The following is a 25,327-nucleotide window of genomic DNA, read 5'->3' on the forward strand; positions in this document are numbered from 1 at the left end:
CCACACGGGCTTTTGCCTCTCTGACCTCTCTAACGGTACCTTACCTCCGGGTTACTCTAGGTTAGTATATGGGCCTTATGGACCCGTCCGGCCGGAGCCGGGGAGTAACGGAGCTATCACGGAGCGGTTAGAGAGCGGAGGGATTTTGGCACGTTTCGAGACCCGGGCGGTACACGCCGGGGAGCACAGGATCGGGCACGCCGCGGACGGCGAGGCCGCAGATGGCGAGGCCGGGGGCCGGGGAGACTTTGCCCCGATCTCGACCCCAATCTACGCCTCGACGACCTTCTCTCACCACGACATGGAGCAGACCGACCGCATACTCGGCGGCGAGGAGGCGGGCTATAGCTACGCCCGCTACGACAACCCGACGGTCGCCGCCCTGGAAGAGGCGCTCCGCACCCTGGAAGATCCGGAAGAGGAGCGCGAGACCGCCGCCTTCGCGTTCTCCTCCGGGATGGCGGCGATGCACACCGCCCTGACCGCCGCCGAGGTCGGCTCCGGGGCGACGGTGCTCGCCGCCGAGCAGCTCTACGGCTCGACCGCCACCCTCCTCTTGCAGATATTCGGGGCCTCGGGCGTGGATACGAAGTTCGTGGACGTCTACGACGTGGAGGCCGTGGAGAGAGCGGTCGCCGAGCACTCCCCGCGCGCGCTGGTTATAGAGTCCATCTCGAACCCGCTGCTGCGCGTCGCCGACGTGCCGCGGCTGGCGGAGGCGGCCCACGCAGGCGGGGCGGCCCTGATCGTGGACAACACCTTCGGCACGCCGTACCTGCAGCGGCCGCTCGCGCTCGGCGCGGACATCGTGGTCCACTCGGCCACCAAGTACCTCGCCGGGCACGGGGACGTCTCCGCCGGGGCGGCGGCCGCCGTGCCCCCGTACGCGGGGGCCGTGGAAGGGGTCCGCAAGCTCACCGGCGGCATCCTCGGGCCGTTCGAGGCGTGGCTCACCCTGCGCGGCATGAAGACTCTGCCCCTGCGCATGCAGCGCCAGTGCGAGAACGCGCGGGAGATCTCGAACCGTCTCACGGCGGTGCCCGGTATCGTCCGGGTCAATCACCCCGCGCTCAAAGGCCACCCGGACGCGGAGCTTGCGCCGGAGATGCTCTCCGACACCGGCGGCCTCCTTTCGTTCGAGCTGGAGGGTGGCCGGGAGGCCGCGTTCCGCTTCCTGAACGCGCTACAGCTCTGCGTCCGCGCCCCGAGCCTCGGGGACGTGTACACCCTGATCACACACCCGGCCACCTCCTCCCACCGCGAGCTGCCCGCCTCCCGCCGCGAGCGCCTCGGGGTGAAGGAGGGCCTCATAAGGGTCTCCGCCGGCATCGAGCACCCCGGGGACATCGCCGAGGACATAGAGCAGGCGTTACAAAAAGTATAGCGGCGAGTCGGCAACCGGCGGAGCAACGTCCACGGCGGTGATCCCTCACCCGTTGGCTCCGGACGGCGGGTAGTAGAATCCCACTGGTATGAAATACGCAACGGCCAGACCCGGCGGACGCCCGGCGAGAGCGGGAATTTCCGCGATTCTCGGAGGTTTCCTGGCGGCCCTGATCCTGTATTCGCTCGCGCTGGCTTTCGGCGTGACGGACGAAGCATACGCCCAGGACGGCGGCGCGGATGAGGTCTACGTCGCGGACATATCCCAGACCACGGGGCGCGGGGACCAGCTCACCGGAGACAGCGTGGACTATCTGGAGCGTGTGATCTCCGACGCCCAGGATGCGGACGCCGCCGTCGCCGTGGAGCTAAACACCCTCGGCGGCCGGGTAGATCTTACAGAGGAGATGGTGAACGCCATGAGCGGCGCGGAGGATACGCCGGTCTTCGTCTACGTGCCGCCGAACGCGCGGGCGGTCAGCGCCGGAACCTTCCTCCTCATGGCGTCGGACGTGGCGGCTATGGGCCCCCAGAGCCGTACCGGCTCGGCCACCCCGATCCGCTCGACCGGCGCGGACATAACCGGGGACCTCGGCAAGAAGACCACCAACGACGCGGTCTCCCTCATAACGGGCCTCGCCTCGGCCCACGACCGCAACGAGGAGTGGGCAGAGAAGGCGGTGCGCGAGGCGGCCTCGGTCAACTCCGAGGAGGCGCTGGACATGAACATCGTCGAGTACGTCGAGCCGGGTCTACGGGGGGTACTGGAAGCCGCCGACGGCGAGACGGTCGAGCCGAAGGGGATCACGCTGGACACCGCCGACGCCGAGATCGTGCAGCAGTCCCTGACCTTCTCGGAGCGCTTCGGATTCTCGAAGTGGTTCGTCATCGTGCCGGGGGTGCTGGGGGTTCTGGGGCTCGTCGGCACGGTGTACGCGGCGGTGCGCTCCAGCCGCCAGAAGGTCACGGTCGGGACGGAGAGCATGATCGGGGAGATCGGGGACGTCCGCTCGCCGGTCGCCCCCGGCTCGCCCGGCATCGTCTTCGTCCACGGTGAACGCTGGAAGGCGTTTACGGAGAGCAAGGACTCGCCGCCGCTGCAGGTCGGCGCGGAGGCCGAGATCGTCGAGTTTCGGCGGGGCGGTATCGCCGTCCGGGGCTCAGACGAGTCAGCCTCCGGCTAGGCGCGAACCCGGGCGCGAACGCCGGCCTATTCCCCCTGCTCCCCTACTCTCCTTCCACGCCTCAGGTGTCCTGCGTGTCGTCCACCTCGCGGTATACCTCGGCGTTTATCTCCGCACCGAACAACACCACCGCCGCCGAGATAAAGAAGTAGAGCAACAGGATTATCACGGCCGCTATAGAGCCGTAGGTCGCGCTGTAGCTGGAGAAGTTGCTCACGTAGAACGAGAACCCCAGAGAGGCCGCTATCCACACGAGCACGGCTACTATCGCGCCGGGGGTTATGAGCCTAAACGGGTGGTCGAAGTACGGGAACAGGCCGTACACGAGGGCGAGTATCGTGATGATCAGGACCACCGCCAACGGTATGCGCGCCCAGGTCCACAGGGTGACGAGCGTGCCGCCGCCGAAGCCTATCTGCTGAGAGACCCACTGCACCGCCGAGCCGCCGACGAGTATCAGGCCGACCGCGGCTATTATCATCACCGCGAGCAGCAGGGTGTACAGGAGCGAGAGCGGAAACTTCTTCCACGCCGGCCGCTCGGCCTCCACGTCGTAGGCGACGTTCATCGCGTGCATCGTCATCCTGACCGCCGAAGACGCGGACCACAGCGCGATTATGGCCCCGAAGGAGAGGACACTGCCCGCGGCCTGACTCCTGACCTGGCTTACTATGCCCTCGATCAGGCTGAAAGCCGTGCCCGGCATCACGGTTTCGGCCTGCTGGAGCAAGGTGTCGAAGAGCCCGGGTATCCTCAACATCCCCAAGAGCGACAACAAGAAGATGATAAACGGGAACAACGAGAAGAACACCTGATACGCGACGGCCGCCGCGTAGGTAAGCATGTCGTCCGCGCTGAACTCCTTCACGGAGCGCACGAGAACGTGCCACGCCGACCTGCTCTTCGGCTTTTCCGAAACGTTGGTGCCACTCGTGCTGTCCGCAGTGCTCATGTGTTATGCCACCCCACTCCCCGTCTTTTGTATCTCTCTACATCTCTCTACATCTCTGCGCTCCGCGCCATTATGACCTTATGGCTTTCCGGCGCCTCTCGTCCGGCGGGCTCGGCCGGAGGGCTTTCCCGCGGTTTCCTCGCGGCGAGGCACCGCCATTACATCTTTGATCGCAACTCTCCCATCCCTACCTCTTAAGCTCCCGGATAAAACCTCTCCCGGCGAAAGAGAGGCCGGATAGCACGCTATGGCGTGATGGTCCGGCCTCCGCTGCGTCCGGCTAACCGATGATAGACGAGACCGTAGTAAAAGTCCCCGGTCGCAGCCTGGCGCTCCAGGGTCTCCTCCCACTCGGCGCGCTCCTCGGGGGTGATGCGCCCGTCGTGCAGAGCGGCGTCGGCGAGCCCGGCCACTAGGCCCCGGGTGTAGGGCAGATACTCCTCGTCGGTCCACAGAAACGACCTGCGGGGGATGAGCGTAAGCCCGGCGTCCCGCAAGAGCGGCCGCAGGCCGAGGGCCATCGTCGTGTCGAGGTCGCGGGCGTCCTTGGCGTAGATCCGTTGGAAGAGGTCGTGACGCGGGAAGCTCACCGAGTCGCTGCTGAGATCCTGCTCGACGAACGCCAGTACCCCGCCCGGAGCCAGCCGCGAAGCGAGGTCGTGCACGAGCGCGGCGGTCTGCGTATCGTCCAGGTACGGCACCAGCACCGAGGAGAGGATCAGGCCAAAAGGCCCGTCCCCCTCGAACGGGAACTCCCCCGGCACGGTCGCGTCCCACCTCCCGAGGCGCAGGTTCTCCAGGTCTCCGGCCCGCTCTGTGGTGTACGCGGCGTAGGAGAGCATCCCGGCGCTCTTGTCCGCGGCGTACACCGCCGAGCCCGGCAGCCGGCGGGCGACGCGGCGCGAGAGGGCGGCGGTGCCGCAGCCAACCTCCAGCACCCGCTCCGGCGCGGGCTCGAGAAGCGGCGCGACCAACTCCTCGAACAACGCCGCCGAGGCCGGGGCCTCGGCGCGGTCCTCCATGCGGCGCGCGGCGGCGAGAGCCTCGCCGCTAACGTCGAGATCCCGATAGTCCGGGATGCCCGCTATACCGCGCCGGGGGTCTCCGCTTTTCACGAACTCCTCACGGGCTCTCCACGCTCCCGGTGGAAGCCTTTACCTCTGGGGCTCGCCGGATGCTGCTAGATCTCGTCGAGCTGGCGGGCGAGCTCTTCCGGCTCGGTGGTCGGGCTCTGGCAGACGTAGCCCTCGCACACGTAGACGGTGGCCCTACCGTCCCGCGTCTCACGCCCGGCGAGCAGCGGCACCAGGGCCGGGGCCTCGTCGTCCTCCGGCGCGCATCCGGCCACCACGGAGTTCGGCAGGTAGCGTCCGTACACGACGTCCGCGAGCGCCCGGGTCTCACCGGCATCCGGCTCGCCCACCAGCGCCACCTCGGCCGTGCGCGAGACGGAGAAGTCCAGGGCGCAGAGCAGGCGTCCGAAGCCCGCCGGCACCTTCTCCATGCCGCCGGCGAGGTCCGAGAGCACCCGTTCGGAGACCTCACGGTAGTCGTCCCGGTCCAGCAGCAGTGACAGCCGCAGCAGCGTCTCCGTGGCCAGCGAGTTGCCGGAGGGCGCGGCGGTGTCGTACAGGTCCCGGGGACGGGTGAGGAGCTCCTCGTGATCCACCGGCGTGTCGTAGAACGCGCCGCGCCCGGCGTCCCAGAAAAGCTTCAGCATCCGGTCCGCGAGATCCCGGGCCGCGGCCAGCCACCGCAGCTCGGAGGTAGCCTCATACAGCGCCGCGAGGCCGTCCGCGACGGCGGCGTAGTCCTCGAGGTAGGCGTCTATCCGGGCCTCGCCATCCTTGTAGGAGCGGCGCAGCCTGCCGTCGTCCATCATCTTCTGCAGCAGGAATTCTCCGAGCTCCGTGGCGGCCCGCCGATATCGCTCCTCGCCCGTAACCCCGGCGGCCAGCGCCAGCGCCCGCAGGGCGAGGCCATTCCAGGAGGCCAGCACCTTCTCGTCGCGGGCCGGGCGTACCCGCTCCCCCCGCTCTGAAAGCAGCGTGCCCCTTATGCTGGAGATACGCTCCTCTAGCTCGGCCGGATCCAACCCAAGCTCGGCGGCGACGGCCTCGGCCGACCGCTGGAGGTAGAGTATGTTCTTGCCCTCGAAGTTGCCCCTTTCGGAGACGCCCCAGTAAGTAGCGGCGACACGGGCGTCCTCCGCGCCGAGCGCCTCCTGCAGCTCCTGCGGCGTCCACACGTAGAACTTGCCTTCCACGCCCTCGGAGTCGGCGTCCTCGGCGGAGTAGAGGCCGCCCTCGGGGGAGCGCATGTCGCGCAGGAGGTAGTCCAGGGTCTCGGTGGCGGTGCGGCGGTACGGCTCTTTTCCGGTCGCCTGGTAGGCCTCCAGGTATAGCCGGGCGAGCAGGGCGTTGTCGTAGAGCATCTTCTCGAAGTGGGGCACGAGCCACTGCGCGTCGGTGGAGTAGCGGGCGAAGCCGCCGCCGAGCTGATCGTAGATGCCGCCGCGAGACATGGCAGTAAGCGTGGTCTCTACCGCCCTTAGCGCGTCCTCGTCACCGGTGCGCCGGTGGTGGCGGAGCAGCACCTCGAGGTTCATCGGCTGCGGAAACTTGGGCGCGCCGCCGAAGCCGCCGAGCTTGAGGTCGGCCTCGGACAGGAGGCTCTTTGCGGCGCTCTCGAAGAGCCGCTCCCCGCTCTCGTCGGCCTCGGGCATCGCGGCCTCGGCGGCGGAGCGCAGGAAGTCGCGAACCTGGCCTGCGCTGGCGTCCACCTCGTCGCGGCGGGTCTCGTAGGCGCTCGCGATGGACTGCAAGAGCTGCGTAAAGGCCGGCATGTTGCCGTACTGGCGCGGCGGGAAGTAGGTGCCGCCGTAGAACGGCGTGCCGTCCGGGGTGAGAAAGACGGTCATCGGCCAGCCGCCGCTGCGGGTAAGGGCCTGGACGGCCTGCATGTACAGCGAGTCTATGTCCGGGCGCTCCTCGCGGTCCACCTTGACGTTTACGAAGTGCTCGTTCATCAGGGCGGCGGTCGCCTCGTCCTCGAAGGACTCCCGCTCCATGACGTGGCACCAGTGGCAGGCCGAGTATCCGACGGAGAGCAGGATTGGCTTATCCTCGTCGCGCGCGCGGGCGAGCGCCTCCTCACCCCACGGGTACCAGTCCACCGGGTTGTCCGCGTGCTGCAGGAGATAGGGGCTCGTCTCCCGCGCCAGCCGGTTCGCCATGACCAGGAAACCTCCGTGTAAGGGTTAATGTCCTCTTAGCGTCTCCGGGTCAACGTACCACACGGGCCCTCCGGTGAAACGGCCCTCCGGTGAAACGGGCAAAGAGAGGCGAAAGAGCCGTGTAAGAGACGTATACTGGTTTCCGTGGCCCCGGGCGGCGGGTAACCCTCCGCCCGTACACACGACGTTATACACCGTATACGCGAGCTAGCGGAGGTAAGAAGTGACGGAGAACGGCGCGACGACCGGCAGGATAGAGTCCACGATCTCGGCCCTCAAAGAGGGCGCGATGCAGGTGGCGCTGGACAAGGCGCGCGGGGAGGTCGCAGGGTGGCGGCAGACGCTCCAGGACTCCGGCGAGCAGCAGCTGATCCCCATCTCGGACAACCTGGCCGCGCTCGAGACCCAGCTCTCGATGGACCCGCTCGACGGCCCGGCGATCGGGCGCATGATGCGGACCCTGGCCGGGCAGACCCGCGAGGTGGCCTCCGGCGACCTCGCCGGCGCCGGCGCCGGTAACGTCCCCGACAGGCTCGAAAGCCTCGCCGGGCTCCTGGACCGTGAGGGATCCTCCATCTCAGACGCCGGCTAACCGGCCGCTGGGGCCGTGTCCCCTCCACGCGTCGTATAGGCCGGAGTTTGCCGGAATCCGGGCGACACGGGGTGCGGCCTCTGGTATCTTTGGCCCTTAGAGGTCGTCCGGAACGGCCACCCTGTGAGACCTATAGAGACCTATAAAAAGAGAGGAGTAAGCATGGAAGCGAAGGACGTGAGCCGGCTAGAAGGCACGGCCCGGGAGATGGTCGCGCCCAGGAAGGGCATACTCGCCGCCGACGAGAGCTACGGCACCATAAACAAGCGGTTCACCGCCGTCGGCATCGAGGACTCCGAGGACAACCGCCGGGCGTACCGCGAGATGCTGTTTACCGCAGACGGCGTCGGGAATTACCTGTCGGGTGTGATCATGTTCGACGAGACCATTCGTCAGAAGTCCTCCGACGGTCGCCCGTTTGCGAAGGTCCTGGAGGAGCAGGGCGTCCTGCCCGGCATCAAGGTGGATCAGGGCGCGAAGGACATGGCTCTCTCCCCCGGTGAGAAGCTGACCGAGGGTCTGGACGGGCTGCGCGAGCGCCTGGCCGAGTACGTCGATATGGGCGCCCGCTTCACCAAGTGGCGCGCCGTCATCACCATAGACGACGGCATCCCCACCCGGCGCTGCATAGACGCCAACGCCCACGTCCTGGCCCGCTACGCCGCGCTCGTGCAGGAGGCCGGGATGGTCCCCATAGTGGAGCCCGAGGTGCTGATAGACGGCACCCACTCCATAGACGACTGCTACGAGGCAACCCTCGCCACGCTCCACTCGACCTTCGACGAGATCCACAAGCAGAACGTCGAGCCGCGTGGCCTGATCCTCAAGCCGAACATGGTGATCTCGGGCAAGGACGCCTCTAACCGCGCCGACGTGGACACCGTGGCCCGCTACACGCTGGAGTGCCTCTTGCGCACGGTGCCGGCGGCGGTGCCGGGCATCGCGTTCCTCTCGGGCGGACAGTCCGACCGCGAGGCGACGGCGCACCTCGACTCGATGAACCGTCAGGCGGCGGAGATGGGCGGCCTGCCGTGGGAGGTTACCTTCTCCTACGCCCGCGCCCTGCAGGACCTGCCGATGCGGACCTGGAAGGGCGACGACTCGAACGCCTCCGAGGCCCAGCGTATCTTCCTGCACCGGGCGAAGATGAACAGCCTCGCCCACGCCGGAGAGTACGACGAGAACCTGGAAGAGAGCGCCGCGTAGGGCAACGTAGGACGGGCTACGCGGGGTAAATGCTCCCGGCGCAGCCGGGTTGAATCCGGGTTAAAGGGGCGGCCTTCCGGCCGCCCCTTTAACGTCCGCGGTAGGCGGGGTCTCCGCTCAGGAGGCCTTGCGGGTGATACCGGTAATACCGGAGGCACCGGAGACGGCGGGCTCGAAGCTCATGCGGTCCTCGAGCCCGCAGGAGTGGACGCTAGCCATCACCTGCCAGGACGGGGAGCAGAGCGAGAGCCTGGGATACGAAAGGAGGGCCTCGGAGAGCTCGCGCATCGTGCGGACGTCGGCGAAGGCAACCCCGGAGAGGTCTACCGACACGGCGCGGCCGCTTGCCGCTTCCCGCCGGAGCACGTCGGACAGATCACGCAGGCTGTCGATGTCGAACTCGCCGTAGAGCTCGATCACCCGCACGCCGCCTCTCTGGCTCAAGTTGATCTCATACAAAGGCATGACGCGTCCCCCTAGGGCTTTCGGTACCGATGTTTGCCGTTATTTCTCCTGCCACTCTCTAAGACGAGTTCCGGGCCCTTCGGGTTACAGGCTATGGCGGTTTCGGGGGAAATTTTTCTCAAATTTCCTCCTCCGAGCCCGCTGCGGGGTGATCCAGCCGCCCCCGTCGAGCGTGTCGGGCTGCTCCAAAAGACGCGACTTCTGTTATTTTGCGCTGGTGAACGGCGCTTCTCACAACACGGAGAGCCGGAGAACCGGCCCCGACGGCTCCCCCGGATGAGCGTGGAGGAGTACGGCCTGATACACCGCGCCTCCCGGGGCAACGTCGAGGCGTTCACCCAGCTGGTACGCCAGCACTCGGACTTGGTGTACCGGGTGGCGCTGCGCATCCTGGGGCCCGAGACGGCGAAGGACGCCAGCCAGGAGGTCTGGGTGCGGGTGTGGAAGGCCCTCGAGGACTTCCGGGCGGATAGCGCCTTCAGCACCTGGCTGTACAAGGTCACGGTCAACACCTGCCTCTCGGAACTGCGGCGTGAGCGGGGCCGTACCGAGCGCGAGGAGGAGCACCGCGAGATCCTCTCCCACCTGCAGGATCCGGACGGCGCGGGCGACCCCGAAGCCGCCGCGCTCGGCCGGGAGCGTCAGGAAGAGGCGATCCGGTACCTCCAGGAGCTGCGCCCGGATCACCGGGCCGCGCTCGTGCTGCGTCATCTGGAGGGGCTGAGCTACGCCGAGATCTCGGACGTTCTGGAGGTGCCGGAGGGCACGGCCAAGGGCTGGGTCTCGCGGGGGCGGACGGCCATGTTCGTGATGCTCTCCCAGAACGGCGGAGACGGCGCGACCGATGGAACCCAGAGCGGGTTCGCGAACGGACGAGGGGGTGAATCATGATCCCCGAAGAGCGCTGGGAGGCGCTGGAGATGATCGGGGCCTACGCCGCCGGAGAGCTCGAAGGCGCGGAGGCCCGTGAGGTGGAGCGGCTCATCACCGGGAGCACGGATCATCAGGAGCTGGCCCAGGCATACGTGCGGATGCTGACGCTGCTGTCCGTGATCGGACAGGAGGCGCCGGGGGCGCCGGAGGAGGTTATGAGCCACGCCATCCGCCGCGCCTACGTCTCCGCCTTCTTCCGGCAAGCGGAGGCCCTCCTGGGCGGCCTCGGGAGGTCGTACGCGTCGGCGCTCATCTACTATCTCGGCCTGCGCGGCAACGGATAAGAGAGCTAACAGAAGCTAACGGGAACTACCAGTGGTTACCGAGGAGGATGGTTTTGACGAATAACATCGGGAGTCTGTCCGGCGATCTCCTGCCCCGAATGCTGGGGGCCGTGGTGGTGCTAGCCGTCGCCCTGCTCGGGGCCCGGCTGTTGCAGAATCTCCTGCTGCGGCTCCTCGAACGCGCCGGCCTCGACGACCTGGCCGAGCGCACGGGGGCCTCGGGCTCGCTGTGGCGCCTGGGCTACGGCGGCGGACCGTCCCGGCTGCTCTCGGTAGCGGCGTTCTGGGGAGTCGTCCTGGCCGGGGCGGCGGGGGCCGTGAGCATGCTCGGTATCCCCTCCCTGCAGCAGACCATGGACCGGCTCGTCAGCCTCTCGGGGGAGATACTGATAGCGATAGCAATCCTCATAGCCGGTGCCATGACCGCGGGCTGGCTCTCGGAGCTCGTATCCCGGCAGGCGGGCCGCGCCGGTCTACGGGGACAGGAGCTTTTCCGCCGGGGCGTGTTCGTCTCGGTGCTGGCGGTCGCGGGGCTTCTGGCCGCCGGTCAGCTAGGGCTCGACACCGCGATCTTGCTCCTGATAGCGGCGGTCGTCCTCGCCTCCCTGGGACTCACCACCGCGCTGGCCCTCGGGCCGGGCCTCGTCCCGCTCTCGGGCAACATAGCCGCCGGACGCTACGTGCAGGAGGACCTGTCGGTGGGCGACGAGATCCGGGTCGAAGGCGTGGAGGGCGCGATCTATGAGCTGGGCCACTCCTCGGTTACCCTGCGCTCGGAGGACGGCTACCTCTACCGCCTTCCGAACCGCATGCTCCTTGAGAGCGTGGTCCGCAAGCGCGCCCCCGAGGACGAGCGGGAAGGTCGAGAAGGGAGCCGCGAAGGATAGATCATCCGGGAACCGGCCCGGGTAGCAGATAACGCCTAGAGCCTGCCGACCGACTCCAGCAGGAGCTCCATGATCCTATCGGCGTCGAGGTCCACGGCGACGTCCGCGTTCGGGGGCTTACCGGATACGCCGTCCACGTCACAGACGGTCTCGCCGGTAGTATGCTCCCCGGCGCACTCCACCTCTACCCGCATCGGGCGCGTGGTGAGCACGCCGGGCTCGATGGCCGCCGCAACCGCGACGGCGTCGTGTACCGGGCTCGGCTCGCCGCTCTTCGGGCTCCACTCCGGCTCGACGAGCAGGTCCGCCGCCACGGCCCCGACGTCTCCCAGCGAGCGCAGCCGCCGCAGATGCTCCTCCCCGACGAGCGCCCGGCGGGTAACATCCAGGCCGACCATCGTGATCGGGAGCCCGCTGCCAAAGACGACGGCCGCGGCCTCCGGGTCCACGTAGACGTTGAACTCCGCGGCGGCCGTCGTGTTCCCGGGCCCGACGCTCCCGCCCATCAGGATCACCCGCCGTACCTTCTCCCCCAACCCCGGATTCCGCCGTACGAGGGCCGCGACGTTGGTGAGCGGCCCTATGGGGATCAGGGTCACGGGCTCCGGGGAAGCCTCTATAACCTCCTCCATCAGGGCAACCGCGTCTTCAGGAGCGGCCCCGGAGACCGGCTCCGGCATCTCGAGGCCGCCGGATACCTCCAGACCGCTCTCGCCGTGGACGTGCTCCGCGGTCACCAGGCTCCGGCACAGCGGCCCCGCAGCCCCGGCGGCGACGGGTATATCAGAACGCCCGATCAGGGCCAGCACCCTGAGGGCGTTGCGGGTGGTCTTGTCTACCGGGACATTGCCGGCGACGGTGGTCACCGCCCGCACCTCGATGCTCTTCTGGCCCGCGCCACAGGCGAGCATGAGCGCCACCGCGTCATCCCTGCCGGGGTCGGCGTCTATTATTACCGGGGGCGTCACGCGTCTACGCCGGAGCGGCCCGCCCGGGGACCGTACCGGGGGCTGTTACTCGGACCAGCCGCCGACACGGACATCGTTGTAGCCCTTGGTGCTCGCCTCTGGCGGCGGGTAGCTGTACAGGTCCTCATACAGCAGGCCCTCGCGGAGCACCTCACCGTCTTCCTTGACCGTCTTGTAGGTGCTCCACTTGATCCCACGGTCCGTGTCCTTGAAGTCCTGCTCCGAGCGCATCTCCACTTCTTTGCCGTTAGGCTGGCCCCAGATCTCGGCCTTCAGGATGCCCTTGTCCGTTATGTACTCCCGGATCAAGATGTTCGAGTCCGTGGTGTTCTCGAACTTCATGTCGAGCTCCGGGATGCCGGCCCCGCCGAACCACACCGTCGCGTCGAAGCCGGGCCTTATGTACGGCAGCACCGTGTAGTGGGCGTTACGCTCCACGATGTCCAGCCCGGCGTGCTGCGCGGCCATGTACACGGTCGAGGTGACCTGGCACAGCCCGCCTCCGAGGGCCGAGGTCTCCCCGCCGTCGGCGAACACCTTAGCCTTTTTGTAGTCGAGGCCCGCGATGTGATCGTTCATGGAGAACACCTCGCCAGGCTCCAGAACCGTACCGTTCACGGCGCCCGACGAGATCTCGAGGTTCTTCTTGCGGGCCTCCGAGTCGGAGTAACGGTAGTCCGTCTCGAACTCCCCGAGCTTCGTGTCCGGGGCCCGGCCTTCGAGCTCCGAGGCGGTCTCGTCCGGCGCGACGCTCTTCGTGGCGAGCGTTACCTGCCCTTCGAGCTCCGGCAACGCCTCGTCCAGGTTCTCGAGCGTCTGCCGGGGGGCTAGCTCCTGACCCTCCTGGCCTTCCAGCACCTCCATCTCGCCCGAGCCCGAGGTGTCGTAGCTGGCGTCCTCCGGTTGCTGGGACACCTCGCTAGAGAAGCCGGAGATGGCCTCCTCCGCGGCTCCCCGGTCGTAGGAGACGACCGCCGGTATCGAGACCCCGGCGGAGGAGCCCCGCAAGGCCTGGAAGTTACGCTCCAGAAACCCACCGTCACGGCCGACGGCGTAGGCTTTCTCGACGCTCTTTCCGGCGTCGAGGTTTACCCCGAGGTCCTCTGCAGAGACCACCCCGGCGTCCCCGCCGTCCGGGCCCTTAAGGCTTATCCGCCCGAGGTTCTCGGAGGCCTTGCTCTGTAGCGCCTCGCGGGCCTCGGCCTTGCTCATGCCGCCCACGTCCACGCCCCCGACCTCGACGCCGCGCCTGATACCCCCGTCGTTCCCGGCGAACCCGAGCGCCACCAGCATGATCAGCACGAGCAGCAGCGCGAGCAGCACCAGCCCCATTATCCGCCTCCGCCGCCGGAATCCCGAGGTCCCTGAATACCGCCGGAGCAGATCCCCCCAGCGGGCCTTTTTCATTCGGGACGTATCTTTGCCTCTATAGGACACTCAGCCTCGCTCTTCGATGATGTGCCTCCCGGGGAACGGACCACGGAGCACCGGTCAAGGTAGGCCCGGCCCCGCGCGTTCCCTCTTTGCGCTCTCTACAGAGACACATATTAAAACCGACCCGGCGAGTCTGCCAGAGCAGCCGACGCCGCACATCCGCACGATCGCCGCAAAATGCCTCTCCAGTGCCTCCCCAGAACTCCCCGAAACCTCCCCATGCCGCCCTCTCCAGCCCCTCTGTAGTGTAGATCATTACACCCGAAACCCCATTATGTGTGTTATGAATATAGTTGGGCGCAGAGCCTGCCCGAGGCAACACGGGAATCTCCGGCGCGGCCACCGGGCCGGGGCTCTCGACAGGAGTATTTACAGGAGAGTTTGATGGTACAGACCAGAGGTTCCAAGAACACCGACCCGGCGCACGACGTACTCGGCTACGAGCGGCAGCCGCTCGACGCCATCTTCAAGCCCGAGACGGTCGCCGTGATCGGGGCTTCAGAGCGCGAGGGCAGCGTCGGGCGGACGCTGATGTGGAATCTGATCTCGAACCCCTTCGGCGGCACGGTGTATCCCGTAAACCCCAAGCGGCAGAACGTGATGGGCATCCGGGCCTACCCGAGCATCGGCGAGGTGCCCGAGCGGGTGGACCTCGCCGTAATAGTCTCCCCCGCCCCGAGCGTGCCCGGCATCATCTCCGAGTGCGTCGACGCCGGGGTATCCGGCGCAATCGTCATCTCCGCCGGGTTCCGCGAGGTCGGCGAGGAGGGCGCGGAGCTAGAGCGCCGGGTCATGCAAGAGGCCCGGCGCGGCGACATGCGCGTCGTGGGGCCGAACTGCCTCGGCCTGATGAACCCCATCCTGGGCATGAACGCGACCTTCGCCGGGGCGATGGCGAACCCCGGCAGCGTCGGCGTGCTCAGCCAGAGCGGGGCACTCCTGACCTCCATTTTGGACCGCAGCTTCGCGGAGAACGTCGGGTTCTCGGCGTTCGTCAGCGTCGGCTCGATGATGGACGTTGGCTGGGGAGATCTAATCTACTACCTCGGCGACGACCCGAAGACCAAATCCATCGTCGTGTACATGGAGTCCATACAGGACGCCCGATCGTTCCTCTCCGCCGCCCGCGAGGTCGCCCTCACCAAGCCGATCATAGTTATAAAGGCCGGCCGCACCGAGGCCGCCGGAGAGGCCGCCGCCTCCCATACCGGCGCGCTCGCGGGCTCTGACGAGGTGCTCGACGCCGCCTTCCGCCGCAGCGGCGTGTTGCGGGTGGAGTCCATCTCCGAGCTCTTCGACATGGCAGAGGTGCTCTCCAAGCAGCCGCGCCCCAAGGGTCCGCGGCTCACGGTACTCACGAACGCCGGCGGCCCCGGCGTTCTGGCTACGGACGCGCTGGTCGAGGGCGGCGGCGAGCTTGCCCGCATCTCCGACGGCACGATGGAGGAGCTAAACGGCTTCCTCCCGGCCCCCTGGAGCCACGGCAACCCCATAGACGTGCTCGGGGACGCAAACCCCGACCGCTACGCCCAGGCTCTGGAGACCGCCTCGGACGACCCGGACAGCGACGGGATGCTCGTAATCCTGACGCCCCAGGACATGACCGACCCCACCGGGACCGCCGAAAAGCTCGCCCCCTACGCCCGCTCCTCTAAAAAGCCCGTGATCGCGAGCTGGATGGGCGGCCCAAACGTCGCCGAGGGCAAGGAGATACTGAACCAGGCCGGCATCCCGACCTTCGACTACCCGGACACCGCCGCCCGCGCCTTCGACAACATGTGGCGCTACACCTACAACCTGCGCGGTATCTACGAGACACCCTCACTCGCCGTCGAGGAGGACGTGGGCCGCGAGATGGCCCGGCGCATGATCGATGACGCCCGGGACGCGGGCCGCACGCTGCTTACCGAGGCCGAGTCCAAGAGCCTGCTGGGCTCCTACAGCATCCCGACCACCGAGACCCGCGTAGCCACGAGCGCCGACGAGGCCGTCGAGCAGGCCGGGAGGATGGGCTATCCGGTGGTGCTGAAGCTGCACTCGGAGACGATCACCCACAAGACCGACGTCGGCGGCGTGGAGCTGAACCTCGCCGACGCCGGAGCCGTGAGCGCCGCCTTCGAGCGGATACGCGGCGCCGTTACCGAGGACGGCTTCGACGGCGTCACCGTGCAGCCCATGGTCTCGACCCGGGGCTACGAGCTGATCCTGGGCTCAAGCCTCGACCCGCAGTTCGGGCCCGTCGTGCTCTTCGGAAGCGGCGGCTCGCTGGTGGAGGTGTACCGCGACCGGGCGCTGGCCCTGCCGCCGCTCAACACCACCCTCGCCCGCCGCATGATGGAGGGCACCCGCATCAGCGAGGCCCTGAAGGGCGTGCGCGGCCAGGAGCCGGTGGACGAGGCCGCACTCGAAGGGCTGCTGGTGCGCTTCTCGCAGCTCGTCGTCGAGCAGCCCCGGATAAAGGAGATAGACATAAACCCGCTGCTCGCCTCGGGTGAAGGGCTCCTGGCTCTGGACGCCCGGGTGGTATTACACGAGCCCGACGCGGAAGAAGAGAACCTGCCAAAGCCCGCGGTACGCCCTTATCCGGTGCAGTACGTGCAGGAGGTGGAGCTGGCGGACGGAGAGCGCGCGACGGTGCGCCCGATCCGGCCCGAAGACGAGCCGCTGATGGTCAAGTTCCACGAGTCGCTCTCGGAGCGCAGCATCTACATGCGCTACTTCCACATGATGAACCTCGACCAGCGCACGGCCCACGACCGCCTGACCCGCATCTGCTTTATAGACTACGACCGCGAGATGGCGCTGGTGGCCGAGCGCCGCAACCCCGAAACTGGGGAGCGCGAGATCATGGGCGTGGGCCGTCTCTCACGGCAGGGCGGCTCCCCGGAGGAGGCCGAGTACTCCATCCTCATCAGCGACGCCTTCCAGCGCCGGGGCCTCGGCACGCTCCTTTTGGAGCGGCTGCTGGAGGTCGGGCGGGAAGAAGGCCTGAAGAAGATAACCGCCGAGATCCTGTACGACAACCGCGCCATGCAGGGCATCTCCCGCAAGGTGGGCTTCAAGCTCCGCCGCGACACCGAGGAAGGCGTCTTCAAGGCGGAGCTCGACCTGTTACAGCCGGCGGCGTAGCCGACGTAGCCGGCGTAGCCAGCGTCCCGGCTCCCGTCGGGCTATGATCCCCGGCAATGCCGCCGGCCGTCCACATAAAGCCAGCTCCCGGAGTGCCCGGCCGTAGGCCCGATGGCCGTTAGCCCCCCGCAGCGTCCGGCGTACGCCCTGCTCGTGGTCGCGGCGGCCTCTCTGTGGGGCACCACCGGGACCGCCCAGGCGCTCGCGCCCGCCGGTGCAAACCCGGTGGCGGTCGGCGCGGTGAGGGTGCTGATAGGCGGGGCCGCGCTGGTGACCTTCGCGCTGCTCGGCGGGCTCCTCTCGCGCGGCGGGTCACCGGTCAAGGCAGGCGCCGCGTGGGCCCCCGGGGCGGTAGCCGCCGCCGCGCTGGGCGTCGCGCTGTATCAGCCGCTGTTCTTCGCCGGGGTCGCCCTCTCCGGGGTCTCCGTCGGGACGGTGGTCGCAATCGGCAGCGCACCGGTCATGGCCGGGCTCGTCGGCTTCGCGGCACTCGGAGAGCGTCCCGGAGGACTGTGGGCGGTGGCGACCGTTCTGGCAGTGGCGGGCTGCGGGCTCTTGTTGGGCTCCGGCGGTCCGGTAGAGGTATCTGTGACGGGGGTGCTGTGCGCACTGGGCGCCGGGCTCTGCTACGGCTCCTACGCCACGGCAAGCAAGGTGCTCCTGGACCGCGGCGTGCCGCAGTCCTCGGTCATGGCCGCCGCCTTCGGGCTCGGGGGCGCGCTGCTGGTACCGGCGTTGTTCTTCGTGGACCTCGGCTGGCTCGTGGAGCCCTCCGGCGTGGCCGCGGCGCTGCACCTGGGTCTGATCGCGACGGCCGTGGCCTATCTGCTCTTCGCCAGGGGCCTCTCGGGACTGCCGGTCGCAACCGCCGCGACGCTCTCGCTCGCCGAGCCGCTCACCGCCGGCGCGCTCGGATTCTTGCTGCTGGGAGAGCGGCTGCCGCCCGTCGCGTTGGTCGGCGCGACGCTACTCCTGGGCGGGCTGTTCGCCGCCTCCCGGGAGGAATGACTCAGGGCGATGTTCAGAGCAGGCCGGTGAGATACCGGAACAGGTACAGCGCCGCCATGCCACAGGCCACCGTGAGCAGGGGGCTCCTGGTGCGCCAGGCGACCAGCGCGGCGACCGCCCCGGCCAGCAGACGCTCGTTGCCCAGGGAAAGGTCGAGCGTGCCCTGCTGGTAGAAGATCGCCGGGGTAACCAGCGCGCACAGGGCGGCCGCCGGGAGCAGCCTCAGGGCGCGCCTCGGGAGCGTCCCGAGCTCGACCTTTCCCGCGAGCGCGATGAAGGAACTCCTGAGCGAGAACGTTATGATCCCGGCGGCGAGGATCACCAGCCACAGCGTCGGGCCGCTCATCGTCCGCCCCTACCGGGAAAAGGCCAGGCCAGACCGGCCAGGATTCCGGCGAGGATCGCGGCGATCAGACCCAGGTTCAGCGGCAGCCCGGCCCCGAGCAGGGCGACCGTCCCGGCCCCGAGTGCCGCGACCACGCTCGCGCGGTCGGTCAGCGCGGGGAACAGCAGGGCGAGGAACACGAGCGGAATAGCGAAGTCGAGCTCCAGAGCCTCCGGCACCCTTGCGCCCAGTATCACCCCGGCGACGGTGCCGACCTGCCACACCGCCCACAGCGGGAGAGCCGCGCCGACGAAATAGCCGACCCTGCGCCCGGCGACCCCCGTGGCGGCCCTTTCATTCCCTTCGGCCTCCCTCGCCTCCGGGCTGGAGAAGCGGGTCACCGCCACGGCATACGCCTGATCCGTCAGCAGATAAGAGACCAGCGCCTTCCAGCGCGCCGGCGGGCTCCCGAGGTACGGGGCCAGGGAGGCGCTGTACATCACGAACCGGAGGTTTATGACCGCGACGGTAAGCACCACCAGCACGGGCGCGGCCCCGGAGCCGATAAGCTGGGCGGCGGCGAGCTGCGCGGCACCGGCGAAGACGACCACCGACAGCCCTATCGTGCCCGCCGCAGAGACACCCTCCTGGATCGGGGCGGCGCCGGCGATCAGGGCGAAAGGCGCCATCCCCGCCATGACCGGCAGCATGGCCCTGAGCCCCCTCAGAGCCTCGGCCCAGAACTCCCCGCTGGCCACGGGAGGCTTTCTACGCTCACCGGATGCTCTTCTCTCGGACATGGGGGCGGATTCTAGTGCAACCGGGAGCTTCCGGCTCGCCGCCGCCCCGTTCGTGGCGGTCGTCTCGGGAACATCGTGGGGCTACGCGCCCTTGATCGCCGCCTCGGGGTCCTCCCCGACGCCGACTATCCTGCCGTCGCGCATCTGGATTATGTAGTCCGCCAGGGCGCCGACGCCGGGGTCGTGGGTCACGATTACGAAGGTCTGGCCGTTGTCCTGGTTGAGGCGCTGGATGAGATCCAGGACCTCTCGGGAGGTCTCGGAGTCCAGGTTCCCGGTCGGCTCGTCGGCCCACACGATGTCGGGCTCGTTCACGAGCGCCCGGGCGATGGCGACCCGCTGCTGCTGGCCGCCGGAGAGCTGGTTGGGGCGGTTCTGGGCCCGGTCGGTCAGGCTAACCTCCGCCAGCGACTCCAGCGCCCGCTTGCGGGCCGCTGTGGGCTTCACGCCGGAGACCAGAAGCGGCAGCTCGACATTCTCGACGGCGGAGAGGACGGGCATCAGGTTGTAGCCCTGGAAGATAAAGCCCATGTGCCGCGCCCGGTACTCGGTGCGCCGGGAGTCGCGCATCTCGTGCAACGGCTCGCCGCCGATAAACACCTCGCCCGAGTCTATGGAGTCCAGGCCCGAGAGCGTGTTGAGTAGCGTCGTCTTGCCGCAGCCCGACGGCCCCATCACGGCCACGAGGCCGCCGCGCTCCACCTCCAGAGATACCCCATCCAGGGCCCGGACGGTCATCTCCTCTATGCGGTAGGTCTTGGAGACCTCCCGGGCCTCGACCGAGTTCTGGATACCGTTTTTACCGTTGTCCGAGTCACTCAAGAGCTCTCCTCACGCCTCTCTCCGATACTACCGCTCATTACCTATTACCCCTGATACCTGAGCGCCTCGACCGGCGGCACCCGGGAGGCGCGGAAGGCCGGGACTATGGTCGCGACCAGCGAGGCTAGCCAGATCCCGCCCCCGATAAACGCCATCTGGACCCAGGGGAAGACGTACTCCACGTTCGGGTCGTCTATGACGAACTCGAACAGGTTGTAGCCGCCGAGCGCGCCGACCGCCATCCCGATCACTAGCCCGACGAGCGAGACCAGCGAGTTCTCGACCACGAACTGCCAGCCGACCGTGCGGCGCTTGAACCCGACCGCCCGCAGCGTGCCGATGTCGCGGCGGCGCTCGTGTACCGCGCGGGCGCTGACCACCGCGAGCCCGGCGACGCCCACGATCAGGCCGAAGGCCAGAAACGCCTGCACGATGCGGATAAACGTGTCCAGAAACGCCTGCCCGCGCCCGAGCAAATCGTCCACCAGGAACGTCTGTGCCCCCTCGTCGGCGAACTGGTTCTCCAGAGCATCCGTCACCCCGTCCAGGGTCGCGCCGTCGGAGAGCCGGAGTAGGTACGTCTCCTGGGTGGCCGGACCCTCGAACTGGTCCGCCACCTCACGGCTGGCTATGACGCCGTTTATGACGCCGAGGGAGAACCCGCTCGGCGGGCTCTCTATGCGCCCGGCGACGGTCTTGGTGGTCTCCTCGCCGGTGACGGGGTCCTGGAGCGTGATCTCATCCCCCGCACCGAGCTCCGGGCGGGCCTGGAAGTCTCCCGAGCCGTCGTAGGGGAAGGTGAGCATCACGAGGTCCGGGTTCTCGGAGAGCGCCCGCCACGCCTCGCGGTCGGTCTCGAAGCGCGGGGCGCGGCTGGATAGCTCGTCGGTGGTGTTACGGAGAAACTCGTCGGGCACGAAGGTCAGGTACTCCGAGACGCCCGCACCGGGGGTCGGCTGGCCGGTCGAGGGACCGAACTCGGTCTGGTACTCTTCGGCGTCGTACTCGGGCAAGGTTACCAGGGTTGCGGAGATGCGGGCGGTGCCCGCGATTGCGCCGTCCAGGGTGGAGTTGTTCTCGACCTGGCCCCCGAAGTCCTCGATCCCGCCGAGCGGGCCGGACTGTACGCCGCCGTCGTAGCCCGATAGCTGGGAGTCACGCTGGGACTCGGTCGCCCGGCTCTGGGTCTCGGAGAACACGGCGCTCAGGGTCACCACGTACACCACGAGCGCGAACATCGCCAGGGTAAACCCGGTGCGGGCGCGGCTCGATGCCGGGTGGGCGACGGCGATGCGCAGGATCGGGGCGAGCGGCGACACGACGCGGGCCACGAGCCCGAGGACGGAGTAGATCACACCCAGGTTGAAGGTCACGAGCACGACGGCCCCGATCACCATGCACACCCCGCTTATGAAGAACATGGCGGGCTCAGTCTCGTTCGCCCGGGTGACAGCCTCCAGCTCGTTCGCGAAGTATGCGTAGAGGAGCACCCCGCCCCCCACCACGCTCCACACCGGACGCGGCGGCAACGGCGAAGAACCCAGCAGGAAGCCGAGCCCGGCCACCGCGATCACCGGCCCGACGAGCATCGCGTACCCGCTCTGGACCGAGAAGCCCCAGACTGTCGTGGCCAGGCCAGCCGCGAGCAGCGCGAGCTGTATAAGGAGTCTGCCGCGCCTGCCCCGGGAGCGTTCCTCCGGGAGGCTCCGTATGGCAGCCACGATGTTCAGGTTGCTCACGCGCAGGCTCGTCCCGAAGACGGCGAAGAAGGTTATTAGAAGACCGGCGGAGGCCGCTATGAACGGCGTGGCGGGCTCGAAGTAGAAGGGGATGGAGAGGTCCTGGCCGAGGAGGTCCTCGAAGTTGGATCCCGCCCGGTTGATGCCCTGCACCAGTAGGGCCGCGATCCCGAGACCGGCGATCGCCCCGACGACGGAGGCTATGAGGCTGTAGGCGAAGCCCTCGTAGGTAAAGACCCGCACGAGCCCGGCGCGTTTTAAGGCGACGGCCCGCAGGATGCCGAGCTCGCCCTTGCGCTCCTCGGCCAGCATCACGTAGATGTTCACTATGAGCAGTATCCCGGCCAGGATGGCGAAGGAGCTGATCATGAGGAATATATCCCCGATCTGGAACCCGCCCTGCTCTATGGTCTCCTGCTTGGACTCAGTGACCTGGAACTGAGTATCCTCCGGGCCGGAATCGGAGAGTATTCCGCGCAACGCGCCCGCGACCGCGCCGGAGCCTTCGAGACCCGAGATCACACCCCCCTCGTTACTGACGAAGACCGTGTTCGCCTCGTCCCCGCTCGCGTCCAGCAGCGCCCGCGCATCGGACCCGGAGACGAGCAGCGTCCCGTCGGAGCTTGAGAACTGCGCCCGGTAGCCCGAGATGCCGCGCTCGGGCACGACGGCCGCGACCTCCACCTCCTGCTCGCTCTCCCGCCCGCCAACCACGAGCGTGTCTCCCTCTTCTACTCCGAGCGACCCGGCGAGCCCGGACGAGACGTACGCCTCTCCCTCCTCCGGCGCGGGTCGGGAGGCGACGCCGGGAGACGCGGAGCCGAACTCCCCGAGTTCCTCCCACCCCACCCCGACAACCGTCGCCGCCGGGCTGGCCTCGTCAGTGCCCTTAGCCTCGACCGGCAGCTCCTCGACCAGCGCGGGGAGTACACCATCCACCTCGGCGGCCTCCGGGTCTTCAGAGTCGTCGACGGCCTGGCGGACGCTCTCCGGTGAGATGCTGGAGATCACATCTTCCCCGAAGAGTGGTGCGGGACGCCGGTCGCCCGGTAGCCGCTGACCCGACTGCTGCACGACCTCGTCTATCTCGCCGAGCCGCTCGCGGGCCTCGGTCTCCTGGAAGCGGCCCGTGCTGTCGTTCAAAACCAGCGAGCCGGAGATTAGCGCGGTGCCGACCATCGAGCCCACGACGACGAGGGCCGCGTTCCACCGCCGGCGGGAGAAATTTCTTATACCGATCCGTCTGAGCGCGGGCTGGCGTAGCATGGACAGGCCGACGAGCAGGATCACGAGTCCTGCTGCCACGAGAAGCGCTATCTCCAGGGGTTGCAGAGGCTACCTCCAGCCGGTCACCGGGTCATTGAGGCGGTCCGGAAGATCACCAGACCGTAGACAGATACTACGCCGTAGTTGCCGGGAGGTTGCGTGCGCTCTCACACGCCTCTGGTAACGGCCGCCAAACGGCCGTTAGGATTGAGAGACGCTAGAATGCGGTAAGTAGGGTGACGTAGTAGAGACCCTTGAGCAAGAAAAGTACGGGAGGCGAGTTGGGAATACTAACCTGGATAATCTTCGGCCTGATCGCGGGCGCTCTCGCAAAGCTCATAATGCCGGGCGACGACCCGGGTGGCTGCATAGTCACCATGTTGATCGGCATCGTGGGCGCTTTTTTGGGCGGGTTCCTGTACTCGACCTTCCTGGGCGGCTCCAGCTACATGCAGTTCAGCGTCGGGAGCCTGATCGTGGCCATAATCGGGGCCCTGATCATACTCGGCATCTACCGCCTCATAATCGGGCGCTCGTAGCGCCGGGACAACTTCCCGCACGTAATAGAAGAGGCCCCGGAACAAATCGCCGGGGCCTCTTCTATACTCTATCTACACTGCGTTGGTGCTCCGTACCCCTCCTCCGGGGCCTGTCGCCTTGCGTGCTTTAGCTGCGCGGCGGCTCGTAGAGCTGGAGGTCGTTGCCCTCGGAGTCCTGGAAGGTGGCGACCCGGCCCCAGGGATGCTCGGAGATCCCGGCGGCGAAGTCTATGCCCTGATTCGAGAACTTGTCCACGGCGGACTCCAGGCCCTCGTCGGGGTTGAAGGTGAGCACGGGACCACCACCGATGCGCGCGCCTTGCGGCTCGCGGCCGTTCAGCCCGATCCTGAGTCCATCGGCCTCGAACTCGGCCCAGTTCCCGTCCTGCTTGACCATCGGCAGGTTCAGCTTGTTCTGGTAGAAGTCCACGGCCCGGTCTATGTCCTCGACCGGCATCCAGATGTTGGATACACCCTGTATCAAGTCTTTCCTCCTATTACGATGCTTACTGTGTCTACCGTGTTTACGGCGAGTACGGCGAGCCTACTTTACAACCTACGAGCCATACTAGCCGGAACGCCCCGCGAAGCGCTCCATGAAGCGCCCGACGATTCTCTGCTCCACCTCTTCCTGCTGCACCTCCGCGCCCTCCGCGCCGAGCTCCCGAGCAAGGCTGGTCACGCCGAACTCTCGGATACCACAAGGAGTAACCCGGTCGAACCAGGCGAGGTCCGTGCCCACGTTCAGCGCGAAGCCGTGGGACGTGATCCAGCCCGACGAGAACTTTACCCCGATGGCCGCGATCTTACGCTCCCCGACCCACACCCCGGTGTACTCCGGGTGATGCCAGCCTTCGAGCCCGTACTCCGCGAGCACCTCTATTAGCACTTCTTCGAGGTCCCGCAGATAACGGTGCGTGTCGCGGCTCTTGAGGCGAAGTATAGGATAGCCCACGATCTGACCCGGACCGTGAAACGTTACGTCCCCGCCCCGGTCTATCCTGAAGACCTCCGCCCCCAGCGAGCGCAGGTAATCCTCTCCCACGCCGAGGTTGGAGTCATCCTTCGCCGAGCGTCCGAGGGTGTATACGGGCGGGTGCTCGACCAGTAGCAGGGTGTCCCCGATCTCTTCCCTCTTGCGCTGGCGGACCATCTCCTTCTGTAGCTCCCAGCACCCGGCGTAGTCCATCAGACCCGGCAGACGTCGGACCTCGACGGAGCCGCTGTCCCGGGCGGCCCCTTGTACCTGCATGAACCGCCCTAGACGCCGACGCCCTGACGGGCGCCCGCGGTCTGCTCGTGGGCGTGGTAGGAGCTGCGAACCAGCGGCCCGCTCTCGACGTGCTTGAACCCGAGCTCGTCCAGCCCGTAGCGGCGGAGTAGGGCGAACTCGCGTGGCTCGTAGTAGCGGGACATCGGCAGGTGGTTCTCGGAAGGCCGCAGGTACTGGCCGATGGTCAGGATGTCCACGTCGTGCTCGCGCAGGTCGCGCATGGTCTGCTTGATCTCCTCCTCGACCTCACCAAGCCCGACCATGATGCCGCTCTTCGTGAGCCCGTCCGGGTTCAGTTCCTTGGCGTAGCGCAACACCTCGAGCGTCCGTTCGTACTTCGCCTGCGGCCTCACTGCCGGGTACAGCCTAGGCACCGTCTCGATGTTGTGGTTGAAGGTCTCGGGCCGGGCGTCTATGACCGTCTGTATGGCCTCGCGGTTGCCCTTGAAGTCGGGGGTGAGCACCTCCACGGCGCAGCCCGGGTTGCGGTCGTGGATCTGGCGTATCGTGTCGGCGAAGATGCCCGATCCGCCGTCGGCCAGCTCGTCGCGGTTCACGCTGGTTATTACCACGTGCTGGAGGTCCATCTGCATCGCGGCGTTTGCCACGCGTCGGGGCTCGCCGTAGTCGAGCTCGGGGGGTTTTCCGGTCTGTACGGCGCAGAAGCCGCAGCTACGGGTACAGACGTTGCCCAGGATCATGAACGTCGCCGTGCGATTGTTCCAGCACTCGCCGATGTTCGGGCACTGGGCCTCCTCGCACACCGTGTGCAGCGAGAGACCACGCATGGTCTCCTTGATCTCGCGGTACCCCTCGCCCTCCGGTGCGCGGGCCTTTAGCCATGAGGGACGCCCGTGCTTGCCCTTCTCCTGCTTGAACGCCAGGTACTCCGTCGGCGTGCCG

The 25,327-nt window shown here is 67.6% G+C and carries 23 protein-coding genes; 10 read left to right on the plus strand and 13 right to left on the minus strand.

Annotated elements, in window-relative coordinates; all coding sequences use genetic code 11:
* The first annotated feature begins 145 nt into the window (after nt 1–145).
* Both ABD53_RS02600 and ABD53_RS15590 read left to right on the plus strand, forming a co-directional pair.
* Nucleotides 146–1,384: a trans-sulfuration enzyme family protein gene (locus tag ABD53_RS02600; protein ID WP_053057596.1), complete on the plus strand. Its 1,239-nt coding sequence runs from the start codon at nt 146–148 to the stop codon at nt 1,382–1,384.
* 88 nt (nt 1,385–1,472) lie between these two features.
* Entirely contained in the window at nt 1,473–2,567 is a 1,095-nt protein-coding gene (locus ABD53_RS15590) for an NfeD family protein (protein ID WP_053057597.1), read from the plus strand.
* A gap of 61 nt (nt 2,568–2,628) precedes the next feature.
* Here the strand turns inward: ABD53_RS15590 and ABD53_RS02610 are convergent, their stop codons facing one another.
* From ABD53_RS02610 to ABD53_RS02620, 3 genes are all read right to left on the minus strand, one after another.
* A complete protein-coding gene (locus ABD53_RS02610; RefSeq protein ID WP_084709215.1) occupies nt 2,629–3,519 on the minus strand; it encodes a YihY/virulence factor BrkB family protein in 891 nt (296 codons plus the stop codon).
* Between the two features lie 245 nt (nt 3,520–3,764).
* The gene (locus ABD53_RS15595; protein ID WP_053057598.1) at nt 3,765–4,634 is read right to left on the minus strand and encodes a class I SAM-dependent methyltransferase; all 870 of its coding nucleotides are present in this window, start codon (nt 4,632–4,634) and stop codon (nt 3,765–3,767) included.
* A gap of 65 nt (nt 4,635–4,699) precedes the next feature.
* The gene (locus ABD53_RS02620) at nt 4,700–6,754 is read right to left on the minus strand and encodes a thioredoxin domain-containing protein (protein ID WP_047864211.1); all 2,055 of its coding nucleotides are present in this window, start codon (nt 6,752–6,754) and stop codon (nt 4,700–4,702) included.
* A 223-nt stretch (nt 6,755–6,977) separates the two neighbouring features.
* Between ABD53_RS02620 and ABD53_RS02625 the strand changes: the two genes are divergently transcribed.
* Both ABD53_RS02625 and ABD53_RS02630 read left to right on the plus strand, forming a co-directional pair.
* Complete coding sequence (locus ABD53_RS02625) at nt 6,978–7,346, plus strand: hypothetical protein (protein WP_047864212.1); 369 nt, start codon at nt 6,978–6,980, stop codon at nt 7,344–7,346.
* 162 nt (nt 7,347–7,508) lie between these two features.
* Nucleotides 7,509–8,552, plus strand: coding sequence for a class I fructose-bisphosphate aldolase (locus tag ABD53_RS02630; RefSeq protein WP_047864213.1), 1,044 nt, complete (start codon nt 7,509–7,511; stop codon nt 8,550–8,552).
* A 117-nt stretch (nt 8,553–8,669) separates the two neighbouring features.
* On the opposite strand, the gene ABD53_RS02635 is transcribed toward ABD53_RS02630, so the two are convergent.
* The gene (locus ABD53_RS02635; RefSeq protein WP_160309605.1) at nt 8,670–8,996 is read right to left on the minus strand and encodes an STAS domain-containing protein; all 327 of its coding nucleotides are present in this window, start codon (nt 8,994–8,996) and stop codon (nt 8,670–8,672) included.
* 297 nt (nt 8,997–9,293) lie between these two features.
* Between ABD53_RS02635 and ABD53_RS02640 the strand changes: the two genes are divergently transcribed.
* From ABD53_RS02640 to ABD53_RS02650, 3 genes are read left to right on the plus strand one after another with little or no spacing between them, the layout of a single operon-like run.
* A complete protein-coding gene (locus ABD53_RS02640; RefSeq protein WP_047864215.1) occupies nt 9,294–9,908 on the plus strand; it encodes an RNA polymerase sigma factor in 615 nt (204 codons plus the stop codon).
* Complete coding sequence (locus ABD53_RS02645; RefSeq protein ID WP_047864216.1) at nt 9,905–10,234, plus strand: anti-sigma factor; 330 nt, start codon at nt 9,905–9,907, stop codon at nt 10,232–10,234. Before ABD53_RS02640 ends, ABD53_RS02645 begins: the two co-directional genes overlap by 4 nt.
* 53 nt (nt 10,235–10,287) lie before the next feature.
* Nucleotides 10,288–11,121 carry a mechanosensitive ion channel family protein gene (locus ABD53_RS02650; RefSeq protein WP_047864217.1) on the plus strand — a complete coding sequence of 278 codons (834 nt, stop codon included), beginning with the start codon at nt 10,288–10,290 and terminating at the stop codon, nt 11,119–11,121.
* 35 nt (nt 11,122–11,156) lie between these two features.
* Here ABD53_RS02650 and ABD53_RS02655 read toward each other — a convergent pair whose 3' ends face one another.
* Nucleotides 11,157–12,089, minus strand: coding sequence for a nucleoside hydrolase (locus ABD53_RS02655; protein WP_047864218.1), 933 nt, complete (start codon nt 12,087–12,089; stop codon nt 11,157–11,159).
* Nucleotides 12,090–12,134: 45 nt separating this feature from the next.
* On the minus strand, nt 12,135–13,421 hold the full coding sequence (locus ABD53_RS02660; RefSeq protein ID WP_047864219.1) for a VanW family protein: 1,287 nt from the start codon (nt 13,419–13,421) through the stop codon (nt 12,135–12,137).
* Nucleotides 13,422–13,907: 486 nt separating this feature from the next.
* Here ABD53_RS02660 and ABD53_RS02665 point away from each other — a divergent pair, with 486 nt between their 5' ends.
* Complete coding sequence (locus ABD53_RS02665; protein WP_047864220.1) at nt 13,908–16,652, plus strand: bifunctional acetate--CoA ligase family protein/GNAT family N-acetyltransferase; 2,745 nt, start codon at nt 13,908–13,910, stop codon at nt 16,650–16,652.
* A gap of 111 nt (nt 16,653–16,763) precedes the next feature.
* A complete protein-coding gene (locus ABD53_RS02670; protein WP_047864221.1) occupies nt 16,764–17,660 on the plus strand; it encodes a DMT family transporter in 897 nt (298 codons plus the stop codon).
* 13 nt (nt 17,661–17,673) lie between these two features.
* On the opposite strand, the gene ABD53_RS02675 is transcribed toward ABD53_RS02670, so the two are convergent.
* From ABD53_RS02675 to ABD53_RS02690, 4 genes are all read right to left on the minus strand, one after another.
* Nucleotides 17,674–18,006, minus strand: a complete 333-nt coding sequence (locus ABD53_RS02675; RefSeq protein ID WP_047864222.1) for an AzlD domain-containing protein — start codon at nt 18,004–18,006, stop codon at nt 17,674–17,676.
* Nucleotides 18,003–18,695 (minus strand): AzlC family ABC transporter permease, encoded by a 693-nt coding sequence (locus ABD53_RS02680; protein ID WP_047864424.1) that lies wholly within the window; start codon nt 18,693–18,695, stop codon nt 18,003–18,005. The genes ABD53_RS02675 and ABD53_RS02680 overlap by 4 nt, the downstream gene beginning before the upstream one ends.
* Before the next feature lie 171 nt (nt 18,696–18,866).
* On the minus strand, nt 18,867–19,607 hold the full coding sequence (locus ABD53_RS02685) for an ABC transporter ATP-binding protein (RefSeq protein WP_047864223.1): 741 nt from the start codon (nt 19,605–19,607) through the stop codon (nt 18,867–18,869).
* Nucleotides 19,608–19,651: 44 nt separating this feature from the next.
* A complete protein-coding gene (locus ABD53_RS02690) occupies nt 19,652–22,651 on the minus strand; it encodes an ABC transporter permease (RefSeq protein ID WP_152670540.1) in 3,000 nt (999 codons plus the stop codon).
* 242 nt (nt 22,652–22,893) lie between these two features.
* Between ABD53_RS02690 and ABD53_RS02695 the strand changes: the two genes are divergently transcribed.
* Nucleotides 22,894–23,151 (plus strand): GlsB/YeaQ/YmgE family stress response membrane protein, encoded by a 258-nt coding sequence (locus tag ABD53_RS02695; RefSeq protein ID WP_047864225.1) that lies wholly within the window; start codon nt 22,894–22,896, stop codon nt 23,149–23,151.
* 127 nt (nt 23,152–23,278) lie between these two features.
* Here the strand turns inward: ABD53_RS02695 and ABD53_RS02700 are convergent, their stop codons facing one another.
* From ABD53_RS02700 to lipA, 3 genes are all read right to left on the minus strand, one after another.
* The gene (locus ABD53_RS02700; RefSeq protein ID WP_047864226.1) at nt 23,279–23,635 is read right to left on the minus strand and encodes a VOC family protein; all 357 of its coding nucleotides are present in this window, start codon (nt 23,633–23,635) and stop codon (nt 23,279–23,281) included.
* A gap of 84 nt (nt 23,636–23,719) precedes the next feature.
* On the minus strand, nt 23,720–24,403 hold the full coding sequence (lipB, locus tag ABD53_RS02705) for a lipoyl(octanoyl) transferase LipB (protein ID WP_047864227.1): 684 nt from the start codon (nt 24,401–24,403) through the stop codon (nt 23,720–23,722).
* 8 nt (nt 24,404–24,411) lie between these two features.
* Nucleotides 24,412–25,308, minus strand: coding sequence for a lipoyl synthase (gene lipA / locus ABD53_RS02710; protein WP_047864425.1), 897 nt, complete (start codon nt 25,306–25,308; stop codon nt 24,412–24,414).
* Nucleotides 25,309–25,327 lie beyond the last annotated feature (19 nt).

The organism is Rubrobacter aplysinae, from assembly GCF_001029505.1.
In the GTDB taxonomy this organism is placed as follows: domain Bacteria; phylum Actinomycetota; class Rubrobacteria; order Rubrobacterales; family Rubrobacteraceae; genus Rubrobacter_A; species Rubrobacter_A aplysinae.

Coding starts and splice junctions, on each gene's coding strand:
- ABD53_RS02620 (WP_047864211.1), bottom strand. CDS start 6,754: ATGGCGAACCGGCTGGCGCGGGAGACGAGCCCCTATCTCCTGCAGCAC.
- ABD53_RS02660 (WP_047864219.1), bottom strand. CDS start 13,421: ATGGGGCTGGTGCTGCTCGCGCTGCTGCTCGTGCTGATCATGCTGGTG.
- ABD53_RS02680 (WP_047864424.1), bottom strand. CDS start 18,695: ATGCTGCCGGTCATGGCGGGGATGGCGCCTTTCGCCCTGATCGCCGGC.
- ABD53_RS15590 (WP_053057597.1), top strand. CDS start 1,473: ATGAAATACGCAACGGCCAGACCCGGCGGACGCCCGGCGAGAGCGGGA.
- ABD53_RS02630 (WP_047864213.1), top strand. CDS start 7,509: ATGGAAGCGAAGGACGTGAGCCGGCTAGAAGGCACGGCCCGGGAGATG.
- ABD53_RS02610 (WP_084709215.1), bottom strand. CDS start 3,519: ATGAGCACTGCGGACAGCACGAGTGGCACCAACGTTTCGGAAAAGCCG.
- ABD53_RS02645 (WP_047864216.1), top strand. CDS start 9,905: ATGATCCCCGAAGAGCGCTGGGAGGCGCTGGAGATGATCGGGGCCTAC.
- ABD53_RS02670 (WP_047864221.1), top strand. CDS start 16,764: ATGGCCGTTAGCCCCCCGCAGCGTCCGGCGTACGCCCTGCTCGTGGTC.
- ABD53_RS02665 (WP_047864220.1), top strand. CDS start 13,908: ATGGTACAGACCAGAGGTTCCAAGAACACCGACCCGGCGCACGACGTA.
- ABD53_RS02640 (WP_047864215.1), top strand. CDS start 9,294: ATGAGCGTGGAGGAGTACGGCCTGATACACCGCGCCTCCCGGGGCAAC.
- ABD53_RS02675 (WP_047864222.1), bottom strand. CDS start 18,006: ATGAGCGGCCCGACGCTGTGGCTGGTGATCCTCGCCGCCGGGATCATA.
- lipB (WP_047864227.1), bottom strand. CDS start 24,403: ATGCAGGTACAAGGGGCCGCCCGGGACAGCGGCTCCGTCGAGGTCCGA.